Genomic DNA, 16,534 nt, shown 5'->3' on the forward strand with positions numbered 1-16,534 from the left:
TCTCGTGACCGACGCCGGGCAACTTCGTTCAAGCCGGGTTAGCTGACGCCTTGACGAAATCGATGAAGGCGCGGAGCGGTGCCGGCACCAGGCGCCGTCCCGGATAATAGAGAAACGGCCCGGAAAAGCGCTGCCACCACGGTTCGAGAATGGGCTCGAGAAGCCCACTGTCAAAATGCGGGCGCAACCAGTCTTCGAAAATGCTGATCACGCCCGTGCCCGCTATGGCGGCGTCGACAGACAGATCGGTCGCCCCGCCGACCTTGACGATCAATGGCCCTGTTGGTTCGACCCGTACCACTTCGCCGTCCCGTTCATATTCCCAAGGCGTCGTCAGCGCACCGCTGTCAAACCGGCCCAGCAGGCAGGCATGGCCGAGGAGTTCGCTCGGATGTTGCGGCCGGCCATGGCGGTCGAGATAGTCGGGGGACGCGGCAGTGGCAAAGCGCTGCTGGCGCGGCCCGATCGCTATTGCGATCATATCCTGCTCCAGCCGCTCGTCGTAACGAATGCCGGCGTCGCATCCTGCAGCAAGCACGTCGACGAAGCTCTCCTCGGCGACGATCTCGAGGCGGATATCGGGATAGGCGGCGAGGAATGGCGGAACGATGGCCGGTAGCACCAGGCGCGCCGCGCTGACCGGCACGTTGAGCCGCAGAGAACCGGCCGGCCTGTCGCGAAATCGGTTGACCACGTCGAGCGCGGCCTCCACCTCCGTCAAAGCAGGGCCAAGGCGTTCCAGCAGGCCTTTGCCCGCTTCGGTTGGAACGACGCTGCGCGTCGTGCGGTTGAGCAGTCTGACCCCGAGCTCAGCCTCCAGGCGACGCACCGCTTCACTGAGAAAAGAGGCGCTGCTGCCACTGGCCCGCGCCGCTTCGCGAAAACCGCCGGCCCGCGCCACGGCGAGAAAGGCATTGAGATCACTCAAATCTGCTTTCATTGTTCGCTACTCCGCACGGCCTGTACGGATTGTACCCGATTATCACACGCTCCGCCAAGGCGTAGTCTCGGCCTCACCTCTTGAAAGGAGTGAGATCATGTCCATTATCGATGAGGCCGGCAGCTTCAATCTCGGCGACCGCAACGTGAAGCGACTTGGCTATGGCGCCATGCAGCTCGCCGGGCACGGCGTATTCGGCCCGCCCAGGGATCGTGGCGCCGCGCTTGCGGTGCTGCGCGAGGCGGTCGCCAGCGGTGTCAATCACATCGATACCAGCGATTTCTACGGTCCGCACGTCACCAACCAGATCATCCGCGAGGCCCTCCACCCCTATCGCGATGATCTCGTCATCGTCACCAAGGTCGGCGCCAGGCGCGGCACGGACGGATCCTGGATTCCGGCTTTCTCGCGCGATGAGCTGACGCAGGCGGTACAAGACAACCTCCGCAATCTCGGCCTTGACGTGCTTGACGTCGTCAACCTCAGGATCATGTTCGACGTGCATGGCCCGGCTGAAGGGTCGATAGAAGCGCCGCTGACGGTGCTTGCAGATCTCCAACGACAAGGCTTGGTCCGCCACGTGGGCTTAAGCAATGCCACATCGAGACAGATCGCCGAGGGGCGCGGAATCACCGACATTGTCTGCGTGCAGAACCAGTACAATCTGGCACATCGGGCAGACGATCGCCTGATCGACGAACTCTCCCGCGAGGGTACTGCCTATGTGCCGTTCTTCCCGCTCGGGGGCTTTACTCCGCTGCAGTCCTCGACGCTCTCCAATGTTGCCGCACGCCTCGACGCGACACCCATGCAGGTGGCACTCGCCTGGCTGCTGCGTCGCGCGCCCAACATCCTGCTGATCCCCGGCACCTCCTCCGTTGGCCATCTCAGGGAAAACCTCGCCGCCGCCGGCCTCGTGCTGCCCGATGAAGCCATCGAGGAAATGAACCGGATGGCCGATATCGCTGCCTGACGGCATGTGATGGCCGCAGACGGTCTACCGTTACGCCACGCCTCGCGCGGCTAGCCGGCGGACTGCGGATTATCGATGTTTCGGCAAGCCGACTGATCGTGATCCGATGCGCGGCCAGGTCAAAACTTCAAGACGCTTCTGCCTCGGCAAGTCGCTTGATCATCAGGACGACTTTCCGGTGATAAGTTCATAGGCCACGAAGGCCGCCGACATCGTCAGAAAAACCCCGATTGCCAGGGGATAATTGGCCGCCGTATTCGGATCGGTTAACTTGGGAATGCCGATCACGGCGCCGGCCGCCAAGACGGCCGACAATGCGACCTCTTGGATAATCAGCTTCGAACGACGTGTCATGATCGACCTCCTGTTGCCAGATGAGCTTGGTCCATCGCCTCACCCGAGCAAGGCTAGAGCAAACAGAACGGGTATCGAGATAAAATCCACAATTTTTGCGCGGCAAGCACCTGCTGATGGTTGGCAAGCTTGGTGCGCCTCGTGGTTTATACAGAAGGGTCCAGGGACCATGCGACCCCTGGCTTCATGCTCCGGGAGCCGATCCGGCGCGGCTATGCTTCAATAGCGCTCTGGTACCAACATTTCAGCCGGAACCGGCGCCCTAATGTAATCATCATGGCGGATGCGATCCGGCAACTCGATTTCCGGTTTCGGCACATCCTCGTAAGGGATCTGCTCGAGAAGATGGGCGATGCAGTTCAGCCGCGCCCGTTTCTTGTCCACGGCCTGCACCACCCACCAAGGCGCCTCCTTGGTGTGCGTGCGCGCCAGCATTTCTTCCTTGGCTTTGGTATATTCCTCCCAATGGACACGGCTTTCCATGTCCATCGGTGAAAGCTTCCACTGCTTCAGCGGATCGTGGATACGCATTTTGAAGCGGAATTCCTGCTCCTCGTCGGTGATCGAGAACCAGTATTTGATCAGCACGATGCCGGAGCGGACGAGCATGCGCTCGAATTCCGGCACCGAGCGGAAGAATTCCTCGAGCTCGTCGGGGGTGCAGAACCCCATCACGCGCTCGACGCCGGCGCGGTTGTACCAGCTGCGGTCAAAGAGCACGATCTCGCCGGCTGTGGGCAGGTGCGGAACGTAACGCTGGAAATACCATTGATGGCGCTCACGCTCGGTCGGGGCGGGCAGTGCGACGGTGCGGCAGACGCGCGGATTGAGCCTCTGGGTGACGCGCTTGATCGCGCCGCCCTTGCCAGCCGAATCCCGGCCCTCGAAAAGCACCACCACCTTCAGCTTCTTGTGCTGGACCCAATCCTGCAGCCGCACCAGTTCGTGCTGCAGCCGGAAGAGTTCGCGGAAGTAGATCTTTCGCTCGAGCGTCTGCTCGGCAGGTTCCGACATTCCCTCGGCGACCAGATCGTCTAGGCGGTCTTCCTCCATCTGCATTTCCAGCTCCTCATCGAAGCTGTCTGCGATTTCGGCCTTTATGCGGTCGAGTTGGTCCTGCGGTGTTTGAGCCATGGTTTTTTCCTTCCTGTTGTTTTGACAGGAGCATGTCAGTACGAAGGCTATATGACGGCCACTGATCGAGCTGAAACGGTTACGCCCGTCTCTCGTTCCAACTGCAGCTTAGAGCTGCCCCGCCCGATATCGATCGGCAAGGTTTCGGCAGGCGCGGATCGTCAGGGCCATGACGGTAAGCGTCGTGCCCGCGATGCCGCTGCCGGGGAAGGCGCTGGCGTCGGTAACGATGAGGTTTGGGGCATCCCAGACCTGGTTGTAGGGGTTGAGCACCGACGCTTCTGGGCTTTCACCCATGCGCGCACCGCCGGTTTCATGGATGGCCGCGCCCATGCACATGGTCTTGCGGAACCATGTGCGGAACATGAAGCGGCTGAAGGCGTCCGTGTCGGGAAAGGCGCCCTTGCCCATCTCCTTGAGGCCGGTGGGCGAGCCGATGAATTCGAGCTCACCACCGACTTCGCTCACCATGGTGATCAGCGTTTCCTCCTGCTGGCGAAGCAACGCCTGCTCCTCCGCCTGCATGACGCAGCGGATATGCGGCACGGGAATGTTCCAGGCGTCTCTGCGCCTGGCATCGAGGGTGATGCGGTTGTCGGCATAAGGCAGCATGCGGCCGAAGCCGAAGAAGGCGAGACGCGCATCGGTGTCCCCGGAAACAGGCGCCCGGCCGACGCTGCCCTGGTAGTCAAAATCGCCGCGGGCCGCGTCACCCTCGCCGAAACGGGGGATGAAGATCCCACCCGAGGGATTGTAGAACGGGTCGGTCGGAGCGGATTCGTCGGGCGCCCAACCTTTCGCCTTCGAAAAAGATCCGAAGGCGAGGCAGGGAAGCTGATCCATGAAATAGCGGCCGAGAACGCCTGAGCTATTTCCGAGGCCGTCGGGATGTTGGGCCGAGGCCGAATTGAGGAGCAGCCGCACGCTCTCGATCGGCGAGGCCGACAGCACCACCGTCGCGGCACGGGCCATCGATATCTCACCCGTATTGCGGTCGATGAATTCCGCGCCGGTTGCGCGGCCGGTTTTCTCATCCGTCGTGATGCGGCGAACGACGGCGTCGTAGCGGACCGTCAGCCGGCCGGTGGCCTTGGCATCCTTAAGCGGCCGCGGCATGCGTTCGGCGTCCGGCGCGATGTAGCGCCAGGAAACGACGCGCCTCTGCGGCCAACGGCTTTCAACCGCTTGCTTGAAGATCTGTTCGGCGGGCGTCAGACCCGCCGGATTGGCATAGATCCCGTCCGGCAGCGTCGGCACATCGTCCTTGTTGCCGTAGAGCCCGAGATAGGTCTCCACTTCGTCGTAGAACGGCGTGAGCTCGTCATAGGAGAGCGGCCAGTCGACGCCCTTTCCAGAGCGCGACCGGATCTTGAAATCGTCGTCGGTCCAGCGCAGCAGCACGCGGCCGAAACTGTGCAGACGCCCGCCGCCCTGGCGGCCGCGGATCCACAGGAAAGGCTCGCCCTTCGGCGTCGTATAGGGGTTCTTGCGGTCGTTGACGAAGAAGTGGCTGAAGCGCTCTGTAAAGAAGGCCGCGCGCGCCTGGATCGGCTGCCCCTTGATCGTGGCGCGCGCACGCTCCCAGATATTGATGCTGCTGGCGGGCGCCTTCTTGCGCGCCGGGTCGAAATCCCCAGGCCCAACGGCCGGACCGGCCTCCAGAAGCAACACCGACAGCCCTTGCGCCGTCAGTTCTTTGACCGCGAAGGAACCCGCCGCGCCGGAGCCGATCACCAGCGCATCATAGACGATCTCAGACATGTCTTTCCAAATCCTGTTCTGGAGCAATTGCTCAAAGCGGAGGGCAGCGCGCCGGCGATTGCGAGAAAACCAAGGGGCGGCCCATCAGAGCCGCGACCCGTCGGCGCCGAAGAGCGACGCCTTGGCGATATCGAGCCCGGGAGCCACGGCGTCGCCCGGCTGCAGGGCCACATCGCCCATCAGCCTGAGCGAGAGGCTTTGATCGGCCCAGTCGAACCAGACGACCGCGTCAGACCCCATCGGCTCGACAACGGAAACGCGGCCGGAAATGGTGGGCAGGCTACCTGCCGCTCCGTCGAGCACGAGATGCTCGGGGCGAAAGCCGAGCGTTGCCGGTCCTTCCGCCGCTGCTGCTTGAAAGGAATAACCGGAGAGATCGACGGCAAGCCCCTTGCTTCGAAAGATTAGCGCGCCGTGGCCCCGTTCGATCCGGCCCTCGACGAAGTTCATCGCCGGCGCGCCGATGAAACCGGCAACGAAGAGATTGGTCGGGCGGCGATAGATTTCGGCCGGCGAGGCAAGCTGCTGGATGACGCCGTCGCGCATGATAGCGATGCGATCGGCAAGGGTCAGGGCCTCGACCTGATCATGGGTCACGTAGATCATGGTGTTGCCGAGGCGCTGATGCAGCTTCTTGATCTCGACGCGCAATTCGTTGCGCAGCTTAGCGTCAAGGTTCGACAGCGGTTCATCGAAGAGGAAGACATCGACTTCGCGCACCAGCGCCCGGCCGATGGCGACGCGCTGGCGCTGGCCGCCGGAGAGCTCGGCAGGGCGTCTGTCGAGCAGTGTGTCGAGATGGAGAAGCGCGGCGGTACGGGCGACACGGGCCTCGATCTCGGCCTTCGGCAGACCGGCGACGCGAAGGCCGAAGGAAAGGTTCTTGCGAACCGACATGCGCGGGTAGAGCGCGTAGGACTGGAAGACCATGCCGATGCCGCGGTCTTTCGGTTCCTCCCAGCTGACGTTCTTGCCCGAGATCCAGATCTCGCCGGCAACGATCTCCTGCAGGCCGGCAATGGCGTTCAGCAGAGTGGACTTGCCGCAGCCCGAAGGGCCGAGCAGCACCAGGAACTCCTGCGGGGCAATATCGATCGACATTTTTTCGATCACCGTATGGTGGCCATAGGCGATCTTCAGATCCTTGACGGAGACGGCGGATTGCATGGAAGCGTTACCCCTTGACTGCGCCGGCTGCGATGCCACGCACGAACCAGCGGCCGGACAGGAAATAGATGGCAAGCGGGACGATGGCGGTCAGGATCGTCGCCGCCATGTTCACATTGTAGGTGCGCTCGCCCATCGTGGTGTTGACGATATTGTTGAGCTGGACGGTCATCGGCAGATTATCGCGCCCGGCGAAGACGAGGCCGAGCAGGAAGTCATTCCAGATGCCGGTAAATTGCAGCATCGAAACGACGACCACCATCGGCACGGCGATCGGCAGCATGATCTCGAAAAAGATGCGCCAGAAGCCGGCGCCGTCGACGCGCGCCGCCTTACAGAGCTCTTCCGGCACGCTGACGAAATAGTTGCGGAAGAGTAGCGTCACCAGCGGCAGGCCGAAGATGACATGCACGAGAATGATGCCGGCAAGCGAATTGTAGAGCTCGATATTCGCCATCGCCCGGACCATCGGATAGAGGAAGATCTGGTAGGGGATGAGGCCGCCGGCCATCAGCAGGCCGAAGAGCAGGTTTGCCCCGCGCGGCCGCCAGAGCGACAGCGCATAGCCGTTGACGGCGCCGATGAAGACCGAGAGCGCGACCGCGGGAAGGGTTATTGCCACCGAATTCCAGAAGCCACTCCGAATGCCGACGCAGACGGTTCCCATGCAGGCGCCTGACCAGGCGGTCGCCCAGGCGGAGAAATCGAGCTTGGCCGGCAGCGCGAAGATCTGTCCGAGCCGGATTTCGTCCATCGATTTCAGAGAGGTGACGACCATGGTGTAGAGCGGCAGAAGGAAGAAAAGTGCTGCGACGACCAGGAAGGTGTATAGGCCGATGCGCCCGGCGGTGAGCCGTGCCGGCTTCGGGCCGTTCGGATAAGGAGCGGCCATCAGGCGGCTCCCTTCGCTCTGGCGCGCATATGCATCGCATAGCGGAAAGGGGCGACCGCGATGATCACGCCGAGGACGAGCACCGTCGCGCCAGCTGTGGCAAGTCCGAGGTTCTGACGCCCGAACAGATTGTCCATGATGAATTCCGCGGGCACCTCAGTCGCATTGCCGGGGCCGCCATTCGTCATGGCGACGACGATGTCGTAGGTCTTGATCACGCCCATGGCGAGCAGCATGCCGGCCGCCGCCAGCGCCGGCCCGAGCTGAGGCAGGATGATCGAGACATAGATCCGCCAGACCGGAATGCCGTCGATCCGCGCCGCCTTCCATTGCTCGGCCTCGATGCCGCGCATGCCGGCAAGCGCGATGACCATGACCAGCCCCGCACCCTGCCAGATGCCGGCGAGCACCAACGCGTAGATCGCCATGTCGCGATTGACCACCCAGTCGAGCACGAAGCTATCCCAACCGAGCGAACGCATACTCGCCTGGATACCGAGCGTCGGATTGAGCATCCATTGCCAGATCAGCCCGGTCACGACGAAGGACATGGCGTAGGGATAAAGGAATATTGTCCTGAAGGCGCTTTCGAAGCGGATCTTGCGGTCGAGCGCTGCGGCCAGCAGAAAGCCGAGCAGCAGACAGCCGACGACGTAAAGGACGCCGAAGACCAGCACGTTCTGCAGAGAAGCGAGCCATTTGGCGGAAGAGAAGAGCTTCGAATACTGCGCAAGGCCGACATAGGTCGAGGATGGGAAAAGCGTCGAATTGGTGAAGGACAGGCGGATCGACCACGCCATGGTGCCGATGAAGACCACTACCGCGACGAACCATGTCGGCAGCAGAGCGATAGTGGCGGATGAGTTAGGCTTGCGTTTGAAGGACATCGGCCAGAGCTCGTCGACAGATGAAAGGGGCGCGCGCCGCCGCCGCGCGATGGCAGCGGCCGGCAGCCGTAACGTCGGATCAAACCGTCGCCACGGCACTATCCTATTCGAAAATGGCGAAGAAGTTCTCGGCCGCGGAGGCTGGGTCATTCGATCCGCCGCTCCAGAATTCGTCGACGTAGTCGTCGAGCGCGCCGACCTGCTGGGGTGTGAGCACAATCGCCTGGTCCGGCACGATCGCGCCCGCAGCCATCAGCTCCGCCCCCTTCCGGGCACAGACATCGAGCTTCGATTTGTCGACGTCGGTGCGCATGGGCACCGCGCCCTTCTTCAGCGCGAACTCGACCTGGACGGCAGGATCCATGACGACCTCGGCGAGAAGTTTCTGCGCCTTGTCGGTCGCGGCATTGTTGGTCTTCGGGAACCAGAGCGAGTCGGCGATATAGACCATGCCCTTCGACTCCGGCGCAATCATGCAGCCATAATCCTTGCCCGGCTCCTTGCCGGCGACGGTGAATTCGCCCTTGGCCCAGTCGCCCATGAACTGCGCGCCGGCCTTGGCGGTGATCAGCATGGCCGTTGCGTCGTTCCAGTTACGGCCGGCTGCACCGGCGTCGACATAAGCGCGCAGCTTGCCGAGGATTTCCAGGGTCTTCTTCACACCCTCGACGGAAGCCTCGCTTTTATCCTTGTCGACATAGATCTTCAGGAAGCCGTCGATCCCGACCTGCGACAGCAGGATCATGTTGAAAACCTTAGTCTGCTGCCAGGGCTGACCGCCCCAGGCAACCGGAACCACGCCGGCAGCCTTCAGCTTGTCGAGATCGGCGAAGAACGCGTCCCAGCTCTTGGGCTCCTCGGCGATGCCGGCCTTGTCGAAGGCTTCCTTGGAATAGAAGACCCAGCTTTCGCCATGGGCACCCGTCGGCGCCAGATAGACCTTGCCGTCATAGGAAATGAGATCGGTGATCGATTTCGGCAGGACGTCGGCCCATTTGCCGGCGGCAGCCACATCATCGATCGGGTTGAACAGGCCTTGGCCGACGAAATCCGCAGCCGCAAGGCCGATGACGCCCTGTTTGGCGCCAGGCGCATCGCCGGCGACGATCCGGTTCTGGAAGGCGGCATCGGCCGCGCCGAAACCGGCGATCGAGGAATCCTTCCAGACGCCGCCGCGCTTTTCGAATTCGGTTTTGATGACGTTCAAGGCCGCCGCTTCGCCGCCCGACGTCCAGGACGACATCATCTCGATTGTCGGCTTGTCCTCGGCCCGTGCCGAAGCACAGAGGCCGGCAACTGCCGCACCGGCAAGAAAAAGTTTCATCATGATCTTCATTGTTCCACCTCTTGAAAATGCCCTCTTTGCGGGGCGTTTGTCGTCTTCGGAATGATTGTCAGCGATAGATCGGCAGGAGCGCCTGCCGGACGAGCGTCAGCCCATTGGCGATGTCGCGGACGGGATCCGGCGCGGCATCGAGTTCGAGGATCGCCCAGCCTTCATAGCCGCGGTCGCGCAGCAGCCGGATCCAGGCCGGCCAGTCGACCCGCCCGAGGCCGAAGCCGCAGAAATAGGGGCGGTGGCGATCATGGATATGCTTGTCGATCGGGGTGTCGGCGGGCATGGGGCCGATCGCATCCTTCCAATGGGCGATGATCATCCGCTCGTGATGCCGATCGACGAGTTGGACGGGATCGGAGCCGGCAACGATGATATGGGCCGTATCCGGGCACATATGCACATAGGCGGGATCGGTCAGAAGCATCATCAGGTCGACGTCACGCGCGTCGGCAAAAATCGAATGCGCCTCGGTATGCAGCGCCAGCCGCACGCCCCTGGCATAGAGCGTCGCGCCGAGACGGTTCAGAAAGTCGGCAATCACCTTGGCGCGGTCGAAATCATGAAACTGCACCGGCTGGGCGCCAAGCGTCTGGCGAAGCGGGGCACCGATCACCATGATGTCGCTGCCGCAGGGTTTCAAGAAGTCGGCATAACGTTCCGCCTTGTCAATCAGCGCGTGCTGGGCCTCGGGGTCGGTAAAGTCGCCCGCTGCCTCAAGCTCGGCGAAGAAGCCGCTGCAGAGCGTCAGGCCGCGGCTTGTCAGCTCGGCTGCGAAAGAGTCGACGGAGCCATAAGTCTTGATCGCATCCTGCCAGTTGAAGGGAGAGAAGGTCAGCTCGACACCGGTAACGCCGGATGCCTGGACGCTGTCGAGGATCTTGTCCCAGAAGGCACGCGGTTCGGCGCGCGCATAGGCAACGATCGCATCATCGCTATCAACGCCCCAGAAGCCTTGATGAAAGAACGTCACGAGATCGACGCCGAAGCGCAGCCTTTCGGCAGTAGCCATAGTCCACCCATTTCAGGCACGACCTACCGGCGTGCGGAAGGGCAGATCCGCATCCAATAAGTCATGGATTTCAACGCATTAAGAAATGGCAATCGTTTGCCATTAGAAGATGATAGCCAAGCTGTTTTTTTTGGCAAGCGATTTTTGGCAAACGTTTGCTATAAGACAGCACATATTTTAGAGTTTCAGATCGAAGCATCCGATGGAAAGAAATAGACTTGAATAAAAACAAGGATGTAATGGGAGAAGAACCATCAGGGGCCTTGATGGCGGATGTCGCGCGGCTCGCCGGCGTTGCCATATCAACGGTCAGCCGGGCGCTCGCCAACCCCGGGCGGGTCAATGAAAAGACGCGCGCCAAGATCAACGCTGCAGCCAAGCAGCTCGGCTATACGCCCAATGCAATGGCCCGGAACCTCAGGGTCGGCAAATCCAACATCATTATGATCATTCTGCCCGGATCGCTCTATTACGGCGTCTCGCAGATCATTCCGCAGGTCCTGCAGAGCATCAACAAATCGCTGATCCAAGGCGGCTACAATCTGATGATCGCCAACCTCGATCGCGACGAGATTTCCGAGCGGCACATTCTCGACCTTGCCTTCGGCGGCAGCGTGCGCGGAGCCATCATCCTGTCGTCGAAGCTTCCGGAGGTCGATGGGCGCTCGCTGGCAAATTCCGGTCTGCCGATCGTTTCGATGCTGCTCGACATGAGCGACGCGGGCCTGCAGAGCGTCATTACCAACGACCGCGAGGCTGTGCGCGACGTCACCGCCGAACTGATCCGGCTGGGCCATCGGCGGTTCTTCTATCTTGCGGGACCTGAAGGCAATTATCATGACGTCGAGCGCTATGGCGGCGTGCTGGAAGCGCTTGAGGCAGCCGGCCTGTCGAAGCAGGCAGTGCATCGCTCGGGCGGACGTCTCGATTATCAGCATGGTTTCGATATCGGCGTGCAGGCGGCAGACGATTTCGCTGGGTTGGCCGAGAAACCAACGGCGGTCATCGCCACCAGCGATGACATGGCCATTTCATTCGTCAGCCGCATCCGGCGCGCCGGCTTGAGCATTCCCGATGATCTTTCCGTCGTCTCCTTCGACGGCTCCCCGGTCTGCGAATTCTCCTCGCCGCCGCTCTCGACGATCGAGCAGCCGGTGGAAGAGATGGGGCGCGCGGCAGTGGAACTCCTGCTCGACGCCATTGGCCAGAGGCAAAACCCGGCCTCCGTGCGCACCGTCGTCCGCAGCAAGCTCATCCTGCGGGAGAGCATCGCGCCTCCGAAGACTTGACGATGGCAGAACTCCTTCATGAATTCATTCATGGACAAACAGGGCAAGGAAGCCTAAATTAGCGTCAGGTATTACCTCTGGCTAAGGAGTTGCCTCATGGCATCGCCGACCTCGCTCAAGCTCGATGATGAGCTGAAGGGCCGCGTCCAACAATTGGCCGAGGCTCGCCGCCGCTCGTCCCACTGGATCATGCGCGAAGCCATTGCGCAATATGTCGAGCGCGAGGAGAAGCGCGAGACGCTGCGGCAGGAGACGCTTGACGCCTGGAATGAATTTGAAGCGACGGGACTGCACGTCACCGGCGTCGAGGTCGAAAAGTGGCTTTCGACCTGGGGAACTGACGACGAGTTGTCCGCCCCCGAATGCCACAAGTAATCTTCTCCCCGGCCGCAATCCGCGACCTCGAGCGGCTGCGAGAGTTCTTGCGCCCAAAAAATCCGTTAGTCGCCAGGCGGGCGGGCGAAACTATTCTCAAAGGCGTGAGCCTCCTCGGCGCACATCCCCATATGGGACGCCTCATCGAAGACCTGCCCGAGCAATACCGGGAATGGCTCATCGATTTCGGAGAGAGCGGATACGTCGCGCGTTATCGTGTGGATGGCGACATTTTGACGATCCTCGCCGTGCGGCACCAGAAGGAAGCAGGGTTCTGATCCGGGCTCCGAGGTTCCGTCGGCCGGTTGGGAAATTTGCAAGCGTCTGGTGATATGGCCGCCCACAGGGCGCCAAGTGCACTCCATCAAAACTTCGTCTGACCCCATCAGCCGGCGCGTCGTGCTACGAAATTCACGACGCCGGGCGATCTGAAAATTCAGGTCTGCGCGGTGGAATTTGAAATTCCGAGCACGCACATGGACCTCTCGAAGATCAAGACGCTGATCGACTTTGTCGGACGATCGAATATTACCGAGCTGACCGTGACGGAAAAGGACGTGACGGTTCGGATTTTCCGCGCGTCGCCGGGAGAGGTCGCTGTTGCCGAGCCTTCGCAAGACCCTGGATCGAAAATAAGCCTTGTCTCCGATGCGCCTTCGAGCGTCGAGAAAACCTCCTATGCGGTGAAGGCGCCCGTCTTTGGCGTCCTGCACCGGGCGCCGGCGCCCGGCGAGCCGCCATTCGTCGCGATCGGCGACGCGGTGGAGGAAGGGCAGACCCTGTTCATCATCGAGGCGATGAAGGTCTTCAATACGATCGCCGCGCCGCGATCCGGGCGCATCACGCACCTGACCGATATCGACAATGGCGACGTCGAGACCGGCGACCTGCTGGCGGAGATCGCCTGATGCCGGAAACATCTGAACAATCCGCTGCTTCAGGACGCCGTTTCGACACGGTCCTCATCGCCAATCGCGGCGAGATCGCCGCCCGGATAGAGCGCGCCTGCCACGAACTCGGCCTGAAGACGGTCGCCATCTGCTCCGAGGCGGACCGGCAAGCGCCTTACATCAAGACCGCAGACCATTTTCTCTGCATCGGCCCTTCGACCGCGGGCAAGAGCTATCTCAATCAGGATGCCATTCTTCTCGCCGCACGCCTGACCGGCGCGGGCGCCATCCATCCCGGTTATGGTTTTCTGTCTGAGAACGCCGCATTCGCCGACGCCATCGAAAAGGCCGGGCTGACCTTCATCGGGCCGACGGCATCATCGATCGCAACCATGGGCGACAAGATCGCGGCGAAGCGGGCGATGATGGCGGCCGGCGTCCCCTGCGTTCCCGGTCCCGATAGCGCACTGCCCGACGACCCGGCCGCAATCGAGCGCATCGCGCTGGAGATCGGCTATCCCGTCATCGTCAAGGCGTCAGGGGGCGGTGGCGGACGCGGCATGCGCGTCGTGCCGAAGGCCGATCAGCTGCATGAAGCGATCGCGCTGACCCGGGAAGAGGCGCGCAAGGCCTTCGGCTCGCCCTCCCTCTATATGGAAAAGTTCCTCCAGCATCCGCGCCATATCGAGATCCAGGTTCTTTGCGACGATCACCGCAATGCCGTGTGGCTGGGGCATCGCGACTGCTCGATGCAGCGCCGCCATCAGAAGGTGGTGGAGGAGGCGCCGGCGCCGGGGATCGCGCCCGAAATCATCCAGCCGGTCGGCATGGCCTGCGTAGAGGCTTGCCGCCAGATCGGCTACCGCGGTGTCGGCACCTTCGAATTCCTCTATGAGGACGGCGCCTTCTATTTCATCGAGATGAACACGCGGCTTCAGGTCGAACATCCCGTCACCGAGATGACGAGCGGGGTCGATATCGTCCAGGCGCAGATAAGAGCGGCCCAGGGCGACGTTCTGGACCTCGCCCAGAGCGATGTCACCTGCGACGGCCACTCTTTCGAATGCCGCATCAACGCCGAGGATCCCGATACATTCCTGCCGTCGGCAGGCGTCGTCACTCATCTCGCTTTGCCGCAGGGGCCGGGCATCCGGGTCGATACGCATATTCATCCCGGCTACAGGGTCTCGCCCTATTACGACTCGCTGATCGCCAAGCTGATCGTCCACGCGCCGACGCGGGCGAAAGCGATGGCCAGAATGTGCGAGGCGCTTGCCGGCACCGAAATCGAAGGCATCGCCACCAATATCCCCTTCCTGCGCGCCCTATTCGAGGACCACGCATTCGCGCGCGGTGAGACCGATATCCACTATCTCGAGCAATGGCTGAAACTGAGGAGGACGGCGGCATGAGCGCCATCGACTTCAGCGATCCCGCAACCATTGCATTCCTCACCGATGCGCTGACGGCCGCCGGCGTGGGGGGCCTCGAAATCTCCCGGCTGGACCGGAAGCTTCGCATCGTCATTTCAGGGGAGGGCGGCGCGCAGGTAGCCGCACTCCGCGCCCCGGGCTCCCCAACTGTCGTCGTGACGGCGCCGCTGGCGGGGCATTTCTGCGCCGAACATCCGGCCGCCGCCGTCACGCCCCAAACTCTGCCGCGCTCCGTATCCGACGCCGATCTCCTCGGCTTCATCAGGGTCGGGCATGTGCTGCTTCCCCTTCGCGCCCGCCGCTCCGGCGTCTTGACCAGACTGCTCGCCGAGCCCGGCGCCCTGGTCGGCTTCGGTGACCCTCTGTTCGAAATCGAGCTGCCATGATGATCGCCACGACGAACAGACATGCCTCGCCACGCGAAATCGTTCCGGCCACCCAAAACCGGGCGCGGGTTTCCTCGATCGGGGCCAGATCCTTCCTGCTCGAGGCGCCGGGCGATTTCGATCTTGCCGCGCAACGGCGGATCTGGGCCCTGTCTCAGACGGTGAGAGGCTGGGCGGACGTTGCCGAAAATATTCCCGGGATGACCAACCTGCTGGTGATCTTCAAGGAGACGCCCGAAGATCCCGATGCTGTGGTCGCCCGGTTGCTGGAGGCATGGGAGAATGCGCAGAGCATCGATCTCAACGGCAAGACCATCGAGATTCCCGTCCATTACGGCGGCGAACATGCGAGCGATCTTCCGGCCCTTTGCGATCTCTCGGGCTTAAGCGACCGCGAGGTCGTCCGCATCCATCATGAAGCCATCTACCGCGTCTTCGCCTTGGGCAGCGCGCCGGGCTTCGGTTATCTGCATGGCCTCGATCCGCGCATCTACATGCCGCGAAAGACCGTGCCGTCGCTGAAGATGCCGAAGGGCTGCGTGACGATCGGCGGCATGCAGACCGGCGTCGCCATGCTGACCGGCCCCAATGGCTGGAACTCCATCGGCTTTGCGACGCTTGAGATGTTCGACCCCACCGCGCCGTCCCCCGCCATGATGGCGCCCGGAGATACGGTGCGGTTCCTGCCGGCAAGGATCGAGCTATGATCGAGATCTTGGAAACCGGGCCCTTCAACACGGTGCAGGATCTCGGACGTCCCGGCTACCGCGACATCGGTGTGTCGGCGAGCGGCGCGATGGATCCGCTCGCGGTCAGGATCGGCAATAGTCTCGTCGGCAATGACGAGAATGCGGCTGTGATCGAGGTGCAGACCTTCCCGTTCAGCCTGCGTTTCGAGCGGCGCGCCGTCTTTGCCGTGACCGGCGCCGACGGTCATCCTCACCTCGACGGATCGGAACTCATTCCCTGGTGCGCCTATATGGCAGAGCCCGGTCAGGTTCTCGAACTGAAGCAACCCCCGCGGCTGGCGCGCGCCTATATTTCGGTCGGCGGCGGGCTGGATATTCCAGTTGTCATGGGGTCGCGCAGCACGTCGCTGCGCGGCGGCTTCGGCGGCAATGCGGGCCGGCCGCTGGCGAAAGGCGATCGGATCGCGGTCGGCGAGGATGCGGAGATTGCCATGCTGTCGGCCACGGGCCTCGCCGTCGTCGAGCCGGCCGTGGCACTGCGCGACGTCTTCCCGGCGCCCGTCGACGACACCTTGCCGATCCGTGCCCTGCCTGCCGGCGAGCACGATCTTTTCGCCGGCGCCGGCGAAGCCTTCTGGGGCCAGACCTGGCGGATTTCCTCGCGCAGCGACCGCACGGGCTACCGTCTGTCCGGCGAGCCGATCACGCCGACCGCCTCCATCGAGATGCGCTCCCACGGCGTCGTGCCCGGCGTCATTCAAGTTCCGCCCGGCGGCGAACCCATCGTGCAGATGAGCGATGCGAATACCGCCGGCGGCTATCCGAAGGTCGCCGGCGTGATCGAATGCGACCTCTGGCGGCTCGGGCAGGCCCGCATCGGCGCCCGCCTGAAATTCATCCGGTCGACGCATGCGGAGGCGCGCGCAGTCGAACAGGCCGTCGCCCGCTATGTCGAGGATGTCAGGCTGACATCCGGGATGGTCAAGCGCGCCCTGAAGGCGATGGCCTAAGGTAAG

Annotated in this window: 18 protein-coding genes; 9 read left to right on the forward strand and 9 right to left on the reverse strand. The window is 62.5% G+C overall.

What is annotated here, in order from left to right:
- Window positions 1-28: 28 nt before the first annotated feature.
- On the reverse strand, window positions 29-940 hold the full coding sequence (locus GGI60_RS21040) for a LysR family transcriptional regulator (RefSeq protein WP_183918457.1): 912 nt from the start codon (window positions 938-940) through the stop codon (window positions 29-31).
- A 97-nt stretch (window positions 941-1,037) separates the two neighbouring features.
- Between GGI60_RS21040 and GGI60_RS21045 the strand changes: the two genes are divergently transcribed.
- The gene (locus tag GGI60_RS21045; protein WP_183918456.1) at window positions 1,038-1,913 is read left to right on the forward strand and encodes an aldo/keto reductase family oxidoreductase; all 876 of its coding nucleotides are present in this window, start codon (window positions 1,038-1,040) and stop codon (window positions 1,911-1,913) included.
- 162 nt (window positions 1,914-2,075) lie between these two features.
- On the opposite strand, the gene GGI60_RS21050 is transcribed toward GGI60_RS21045, so the two are convergent.
- The 8 genes from GGI60_RS21050 to GGI60_RS21085 form a co-directional block, all read right to left on the reverse strand.
- Window positions 2,076-2,267, reverse strand: a complete 192-nt coding sequence (locus GGI60_RS21050; RefSeq protein WP_183918455.1) for a hypothetical protein — start codon at window positions 2,265-2,267, stop codon at window positions 2,076-2,078.
- Between the two features lie 219 nt (window positions 2,268-2,486).
- Window positions 2,487-3,401 carry a polyphosphate kinase 2 gene (ppk2, locus tag GGI60_RS21055; protein WP_183918454.1) on the reverse strand — a complete coding sequence of 305 codons (915 nt, stop codon included), beginning with the start codon at window positions 3,399-3,401 and terminating at the stop codon, window positions 2,487-2,489.
- Window positions 3,402-3,509: 108 nt separating this feature from the next.
- Complete coding sequence (locus GGI60_RS21060; RefSeq protein ID WP_183918453.1) at window positions 3,510-5,162, reverse strand: GMC oxidoreductase; 1,653 nt, start codon at window positions 5,160-5,162, stop codon at window positions 3,510-3,512.
- Window positions 5,163-5,246: 84 nt separating this feature from the next.
- Window positions 5,247-6,329 carry an ABC transporter ATP-binding protein gene (locus tag GGI60_RS21065; RefSeq protein WP_183918452.1) on the reverse strand — a complete coding sequence of 361 codons (1,083 nt, stop codon included), beginning with the start codon at window positions 6,327-6,329 and terminating at the stop codon, window positions 5,247-5,249.
- 7 nt (window positions 6,330-6,336) lie between these two features.
- Window positions 6,337-7,221, reverse strand: coding sequence for a carbohydrate ABC transporter permease (locus tag GGI60_RS21070; RefSeq protein WP_183918451.1), 885 nt, complete (start codon window positions 7,219-7,221; stop codon window positions 6,337-6,339).
- The gene (locus GGI60_RS21075) at window positions 7,221-8,108 is read right to left on the reverse strand and encodes a carbohydrate ABC transporter permease (protein ID WP_183934850.1); all 888 of its coding nucleotides are present in this window, start codon (window positions 8,106-8,108) and stop codon (window positions 7,221-7,223) included. The genes GGI60_RS21070 and GGI60_RS21075 overlap by 1 nt, the downstream gene beginning before the upstream one ends.
- Window positions 8,109-8,211: 103 nt before the next feature.
- Window positions 8,212-9,444, reverse strand: coding sequence for an ABC transporter substrate-binding protein (locus GGI60_RS21080; RefSeq protein WP_183918449.1), 1,233 nt, complete (start codon window positions 9,442-9,444; stop codon window positions 8,212-8,214).
- A 58-nt stretch (window positions 9,445-9,502) separates the two neighbouring features.
- A complete protein-coding gene (locus GGI60_RS21085) occupies window positions 9,503-10,456 on the reverse strand; it encodes a sugar phosphate isomerase/epimerase family protein (protein WP_183918448.1) in 954 nt (317 codons plus the stop codon).
- 218 nt (window positions 10,457-10,674) lie between these two features.
- On the opposite strand from GGI60_RS21085, the gene GGI60_RS21090 reads away from it, so the two are divergent.
- The 8 genes from GGI60_RS21090 (at window position 10,675) to GGI60_RS21125 (ending at window position 16,528) form a co-directional block, all read left to right on the forward strand.
- Window positions 10,675-11,745 carry a LacI family DNA-binding transcriptional regulator gene (locus tag GGI60_RS21090; protein WP_183918447.1) on the forward strand — a complete coding sequence of 357 codons (1,071 nt, stop codon included), beginning with the start codon at window positions 10,675-10,677 and terminating at the stop codon, window positions 11,743-11,745.
- 96 nt (window positions 11,746-11,841) lie between these two features.
- Complete coding sequence (locus GGI60_RS21095) at window positions 11,842-12,120, forward strand: CopG family ribbon-helix-helix protein (RefSeq protein ID WP_064685089.1); 279 nt, start codon at window positions 11,842-11,844, stop codon at window positions 12,118-12,120.
- The gene (locus GGI60_RS21100; RefSeq protein ID WP_183918446.1) at window positions 12,108-12,398 is read left to right on the forward strand and encodes a type II toxin-antitoxin system RelE/ParE family toxin; all 291 of its coding nucleotides are present in this window, start codon (window positions 12,108-12,110) and stop codon (window positions 12,396-12,398) included. The genes GGI60_RS21095 and GGI60_RS21100 overlap by 13 nt, the downstream gene beginning before the upstream one ends.
- A 198-nt stretch (window positions 12,399-12,596) precedes the next feature.
- A complete protein-coding gene (locus GGI60_RS21105) occupies window positions 12,597-13,028 on the forward strand; it encodes an acetyl-CoA carboxylase biotin carboxyl carrier protein subunit (RefSeq protein ID WP_183918445.1) in 432 nt (143 codons plus the stop codon).
- On the forward strand, window positions 13,028-14,422 hold the full coding sequence (gene accC, locus GGI60_RS21110) for an acetyl-CoA carboxylase biotin carboxylase subunit (protein WP_183918444.1): 1,395 nt from the start codon (window positions 13,028-13,030) through the stop codon (window positions 14,420-14,422). The genes GGI60_RS21105 and accC overlap by 1 nt, the downstream gene beginning before the upstream one ends.
- Complete coding sequence (locus GGI60_RS21115) at window positions 14,419-14,829, forward strand: acetyl-CoA carboxylase (RefSeq protein WP_183918443.1); 411 nt, start codon at window positions 14,419-14,421, stop codon at window positions 14,827-14,829. Before accC ends, GGI60_RS21115 begins: the two co-directional genes overlap by 4 nt.
- Window positions 14,829-15,536: a 5-oxoprolinase subunit PxpB gene (gene pxpB, locus GGI60_RS21120; RefSeq protein WP_183918564.1), complete on the forward strand. Its 708-nt coding sequence runs from the start codon at window positions 14,829-14,831 to the stop codon at window positions 15,534-15,536. The genes GGI60_RS21115 and pxpB overlap by 1 nt, the downstream gene beginning before the upstream one ends.
- A complete protein-coding gene (locus GGI60_RS21125) occupies window positions 15,533-16,528 on the forward strand; it encodes a biotin-dependent carboxyltransferase family protein (protein ID WP_183918442.1) in 996 nt (331 codons plus the stop codon). The genes pxpB and GGI60_RS21125 overlap by 4 nt, the downstream gene beginning before the upstream one ends.
- Window positions 16,529-16,534 lie beyond the last annotated feature (6 nt).

Origin of the sequence: Rhizobium lentis (assembly GCF_014200175.1) — a bacterium.
Classification (GTDB): Bacteria; Pseudomonadota; Alphaproteobacteria; order Rhizobiales; family Rhizobiaceae; genus Rhizobium; species Rhizobium mulingense.

What these genes read in the sequence shown, in the direction of transcription:
- GGI60_RS21095 (WP_064685089.1), top strand. Translation starts at nt 11,842, where the DNA reads ATGGCATCGCCGACCTCGCTCAAGCTCGATGATGAGCTGAAGGGCCGC.
- pxpB (WP_183918564.1), top strand. Translation starts at nt 14,829, where the DNA reads ATGATCGCCACGACGAACAGACATGCCTCGCCACGCGAAATCGTTCCG.
- accC (WP_183918444.1), top strand. Translation starts at nt 13,028, where the DNA reads ATGCCGGAAACATCTGAACAATCCGCTGCTTCAGGACGCCGTTTCGAC.
- GGI60_RS21075 (WP_183934850.1), bottom strand. Translation starts at nt 8,108, where the DNA reads ATGTCCTTCAAACGCAAGCCTAACTCATCCGCCACTATCGCTCTGCTG.
- GGI60_RS21040 (WP_183918457.1), bottom strand. Translation starts at nt 940, where the DNA reads ATGAAAGCAGATTTGAGTGATCTCAATGCCTTTCTCGCCGTGGCGCGG.
- GGI60_RS21045 (WP_183918456.1), top strand. Translation starts at nt 1,038, where the DNA reads ATGTCCATTATCGATGAGGCCGGCAGCTTCAATCTCGGCGACCGCAAC.
- GGI60_RS21050 (WP_183918455.1), bottom strand. Translation starts at nt 2,267, where the DNA reads ATGACACGTCGTTCGAAGCTGATTATCCAAGAGGTCGCATTGTCGGCC.
- GGI60_RS21105 (WP_183918445.1), top strand. Translation starts at nt 12,597, where the DNA reads ATGGACCTCTCGAAGATCAAGACGCTGATCGACTTTGTCGGACGATCG.
- GGI60_RS21085 (WP_183918448.1), bottom strand. Translation starts at nt 10,456, where the DNA reads ATGGCTACTGCCGAAAGGCTGCGCTTCGGCGTCGATCTCGTGACGTTC.
- GGI60_RS21125 (WP_183918442.1), top strand. Translation starts at nt 15,533, where the DNA reads ATGATCGAGATCTTGGAAACCGGGCCCTTCAACACGGTGCAGGATCTC.
- GGI60_RS21100 (WP_183918446.1), top strand. Translation starts at nt 12,108, where the DNA reads ATGCCACAAGTAATCTTCTCCCCGGCCGCAATCCGCGACCTCGAGCGG.
- GGI60_RS21080 (WP_183918449.1), bottom strand. Translation starts at nt 9,444, where the DNA reads ATGAAGATCATGATGAAACTTTTTCTTGCCGGTGCGGCAGTTGCCGGC.
- GGI60_RS21060 (WP_183918453.1), bottom strand. Translation starts at nt 5,162, where the DNA reads ATGTCTGAGATCGTCTATGATGCGCTGGTGATCGGCTCCGGCGCGGCG.
- GGI60_RS21070 (WP_183918451.1), bottom strand. Translation starts at nt 7,221, where the DNA reads ATGGCCGCTCCTTATCCGAACGGCCCGAAGCCGGCACGGCTCACCGCC.
- GGI60_RS21115 (WP_183918443.1), top strand. Translation starts at nt 14,419, where the DNA reads ATGAGCGCCATCGACTTCAGCGATCCCGCAACCATTGCATTCCTCACC.
- GGI60_RS21065 (WP_183918452.1), bottom strand. Translation starts at nt 6,329, where the DNA reads ATGCAATCCGCCGTCTCCGTCAAGGATCTGAAGATCGCCTATGGCCAC.
- ppk2 (WP_183918454.1), bottom strand. Translation starts at nt 3,401, where the DNA reads ATGGCTCAAACACCGCAGGACCAACTCGACCGCATAAAGGCCGAAATC.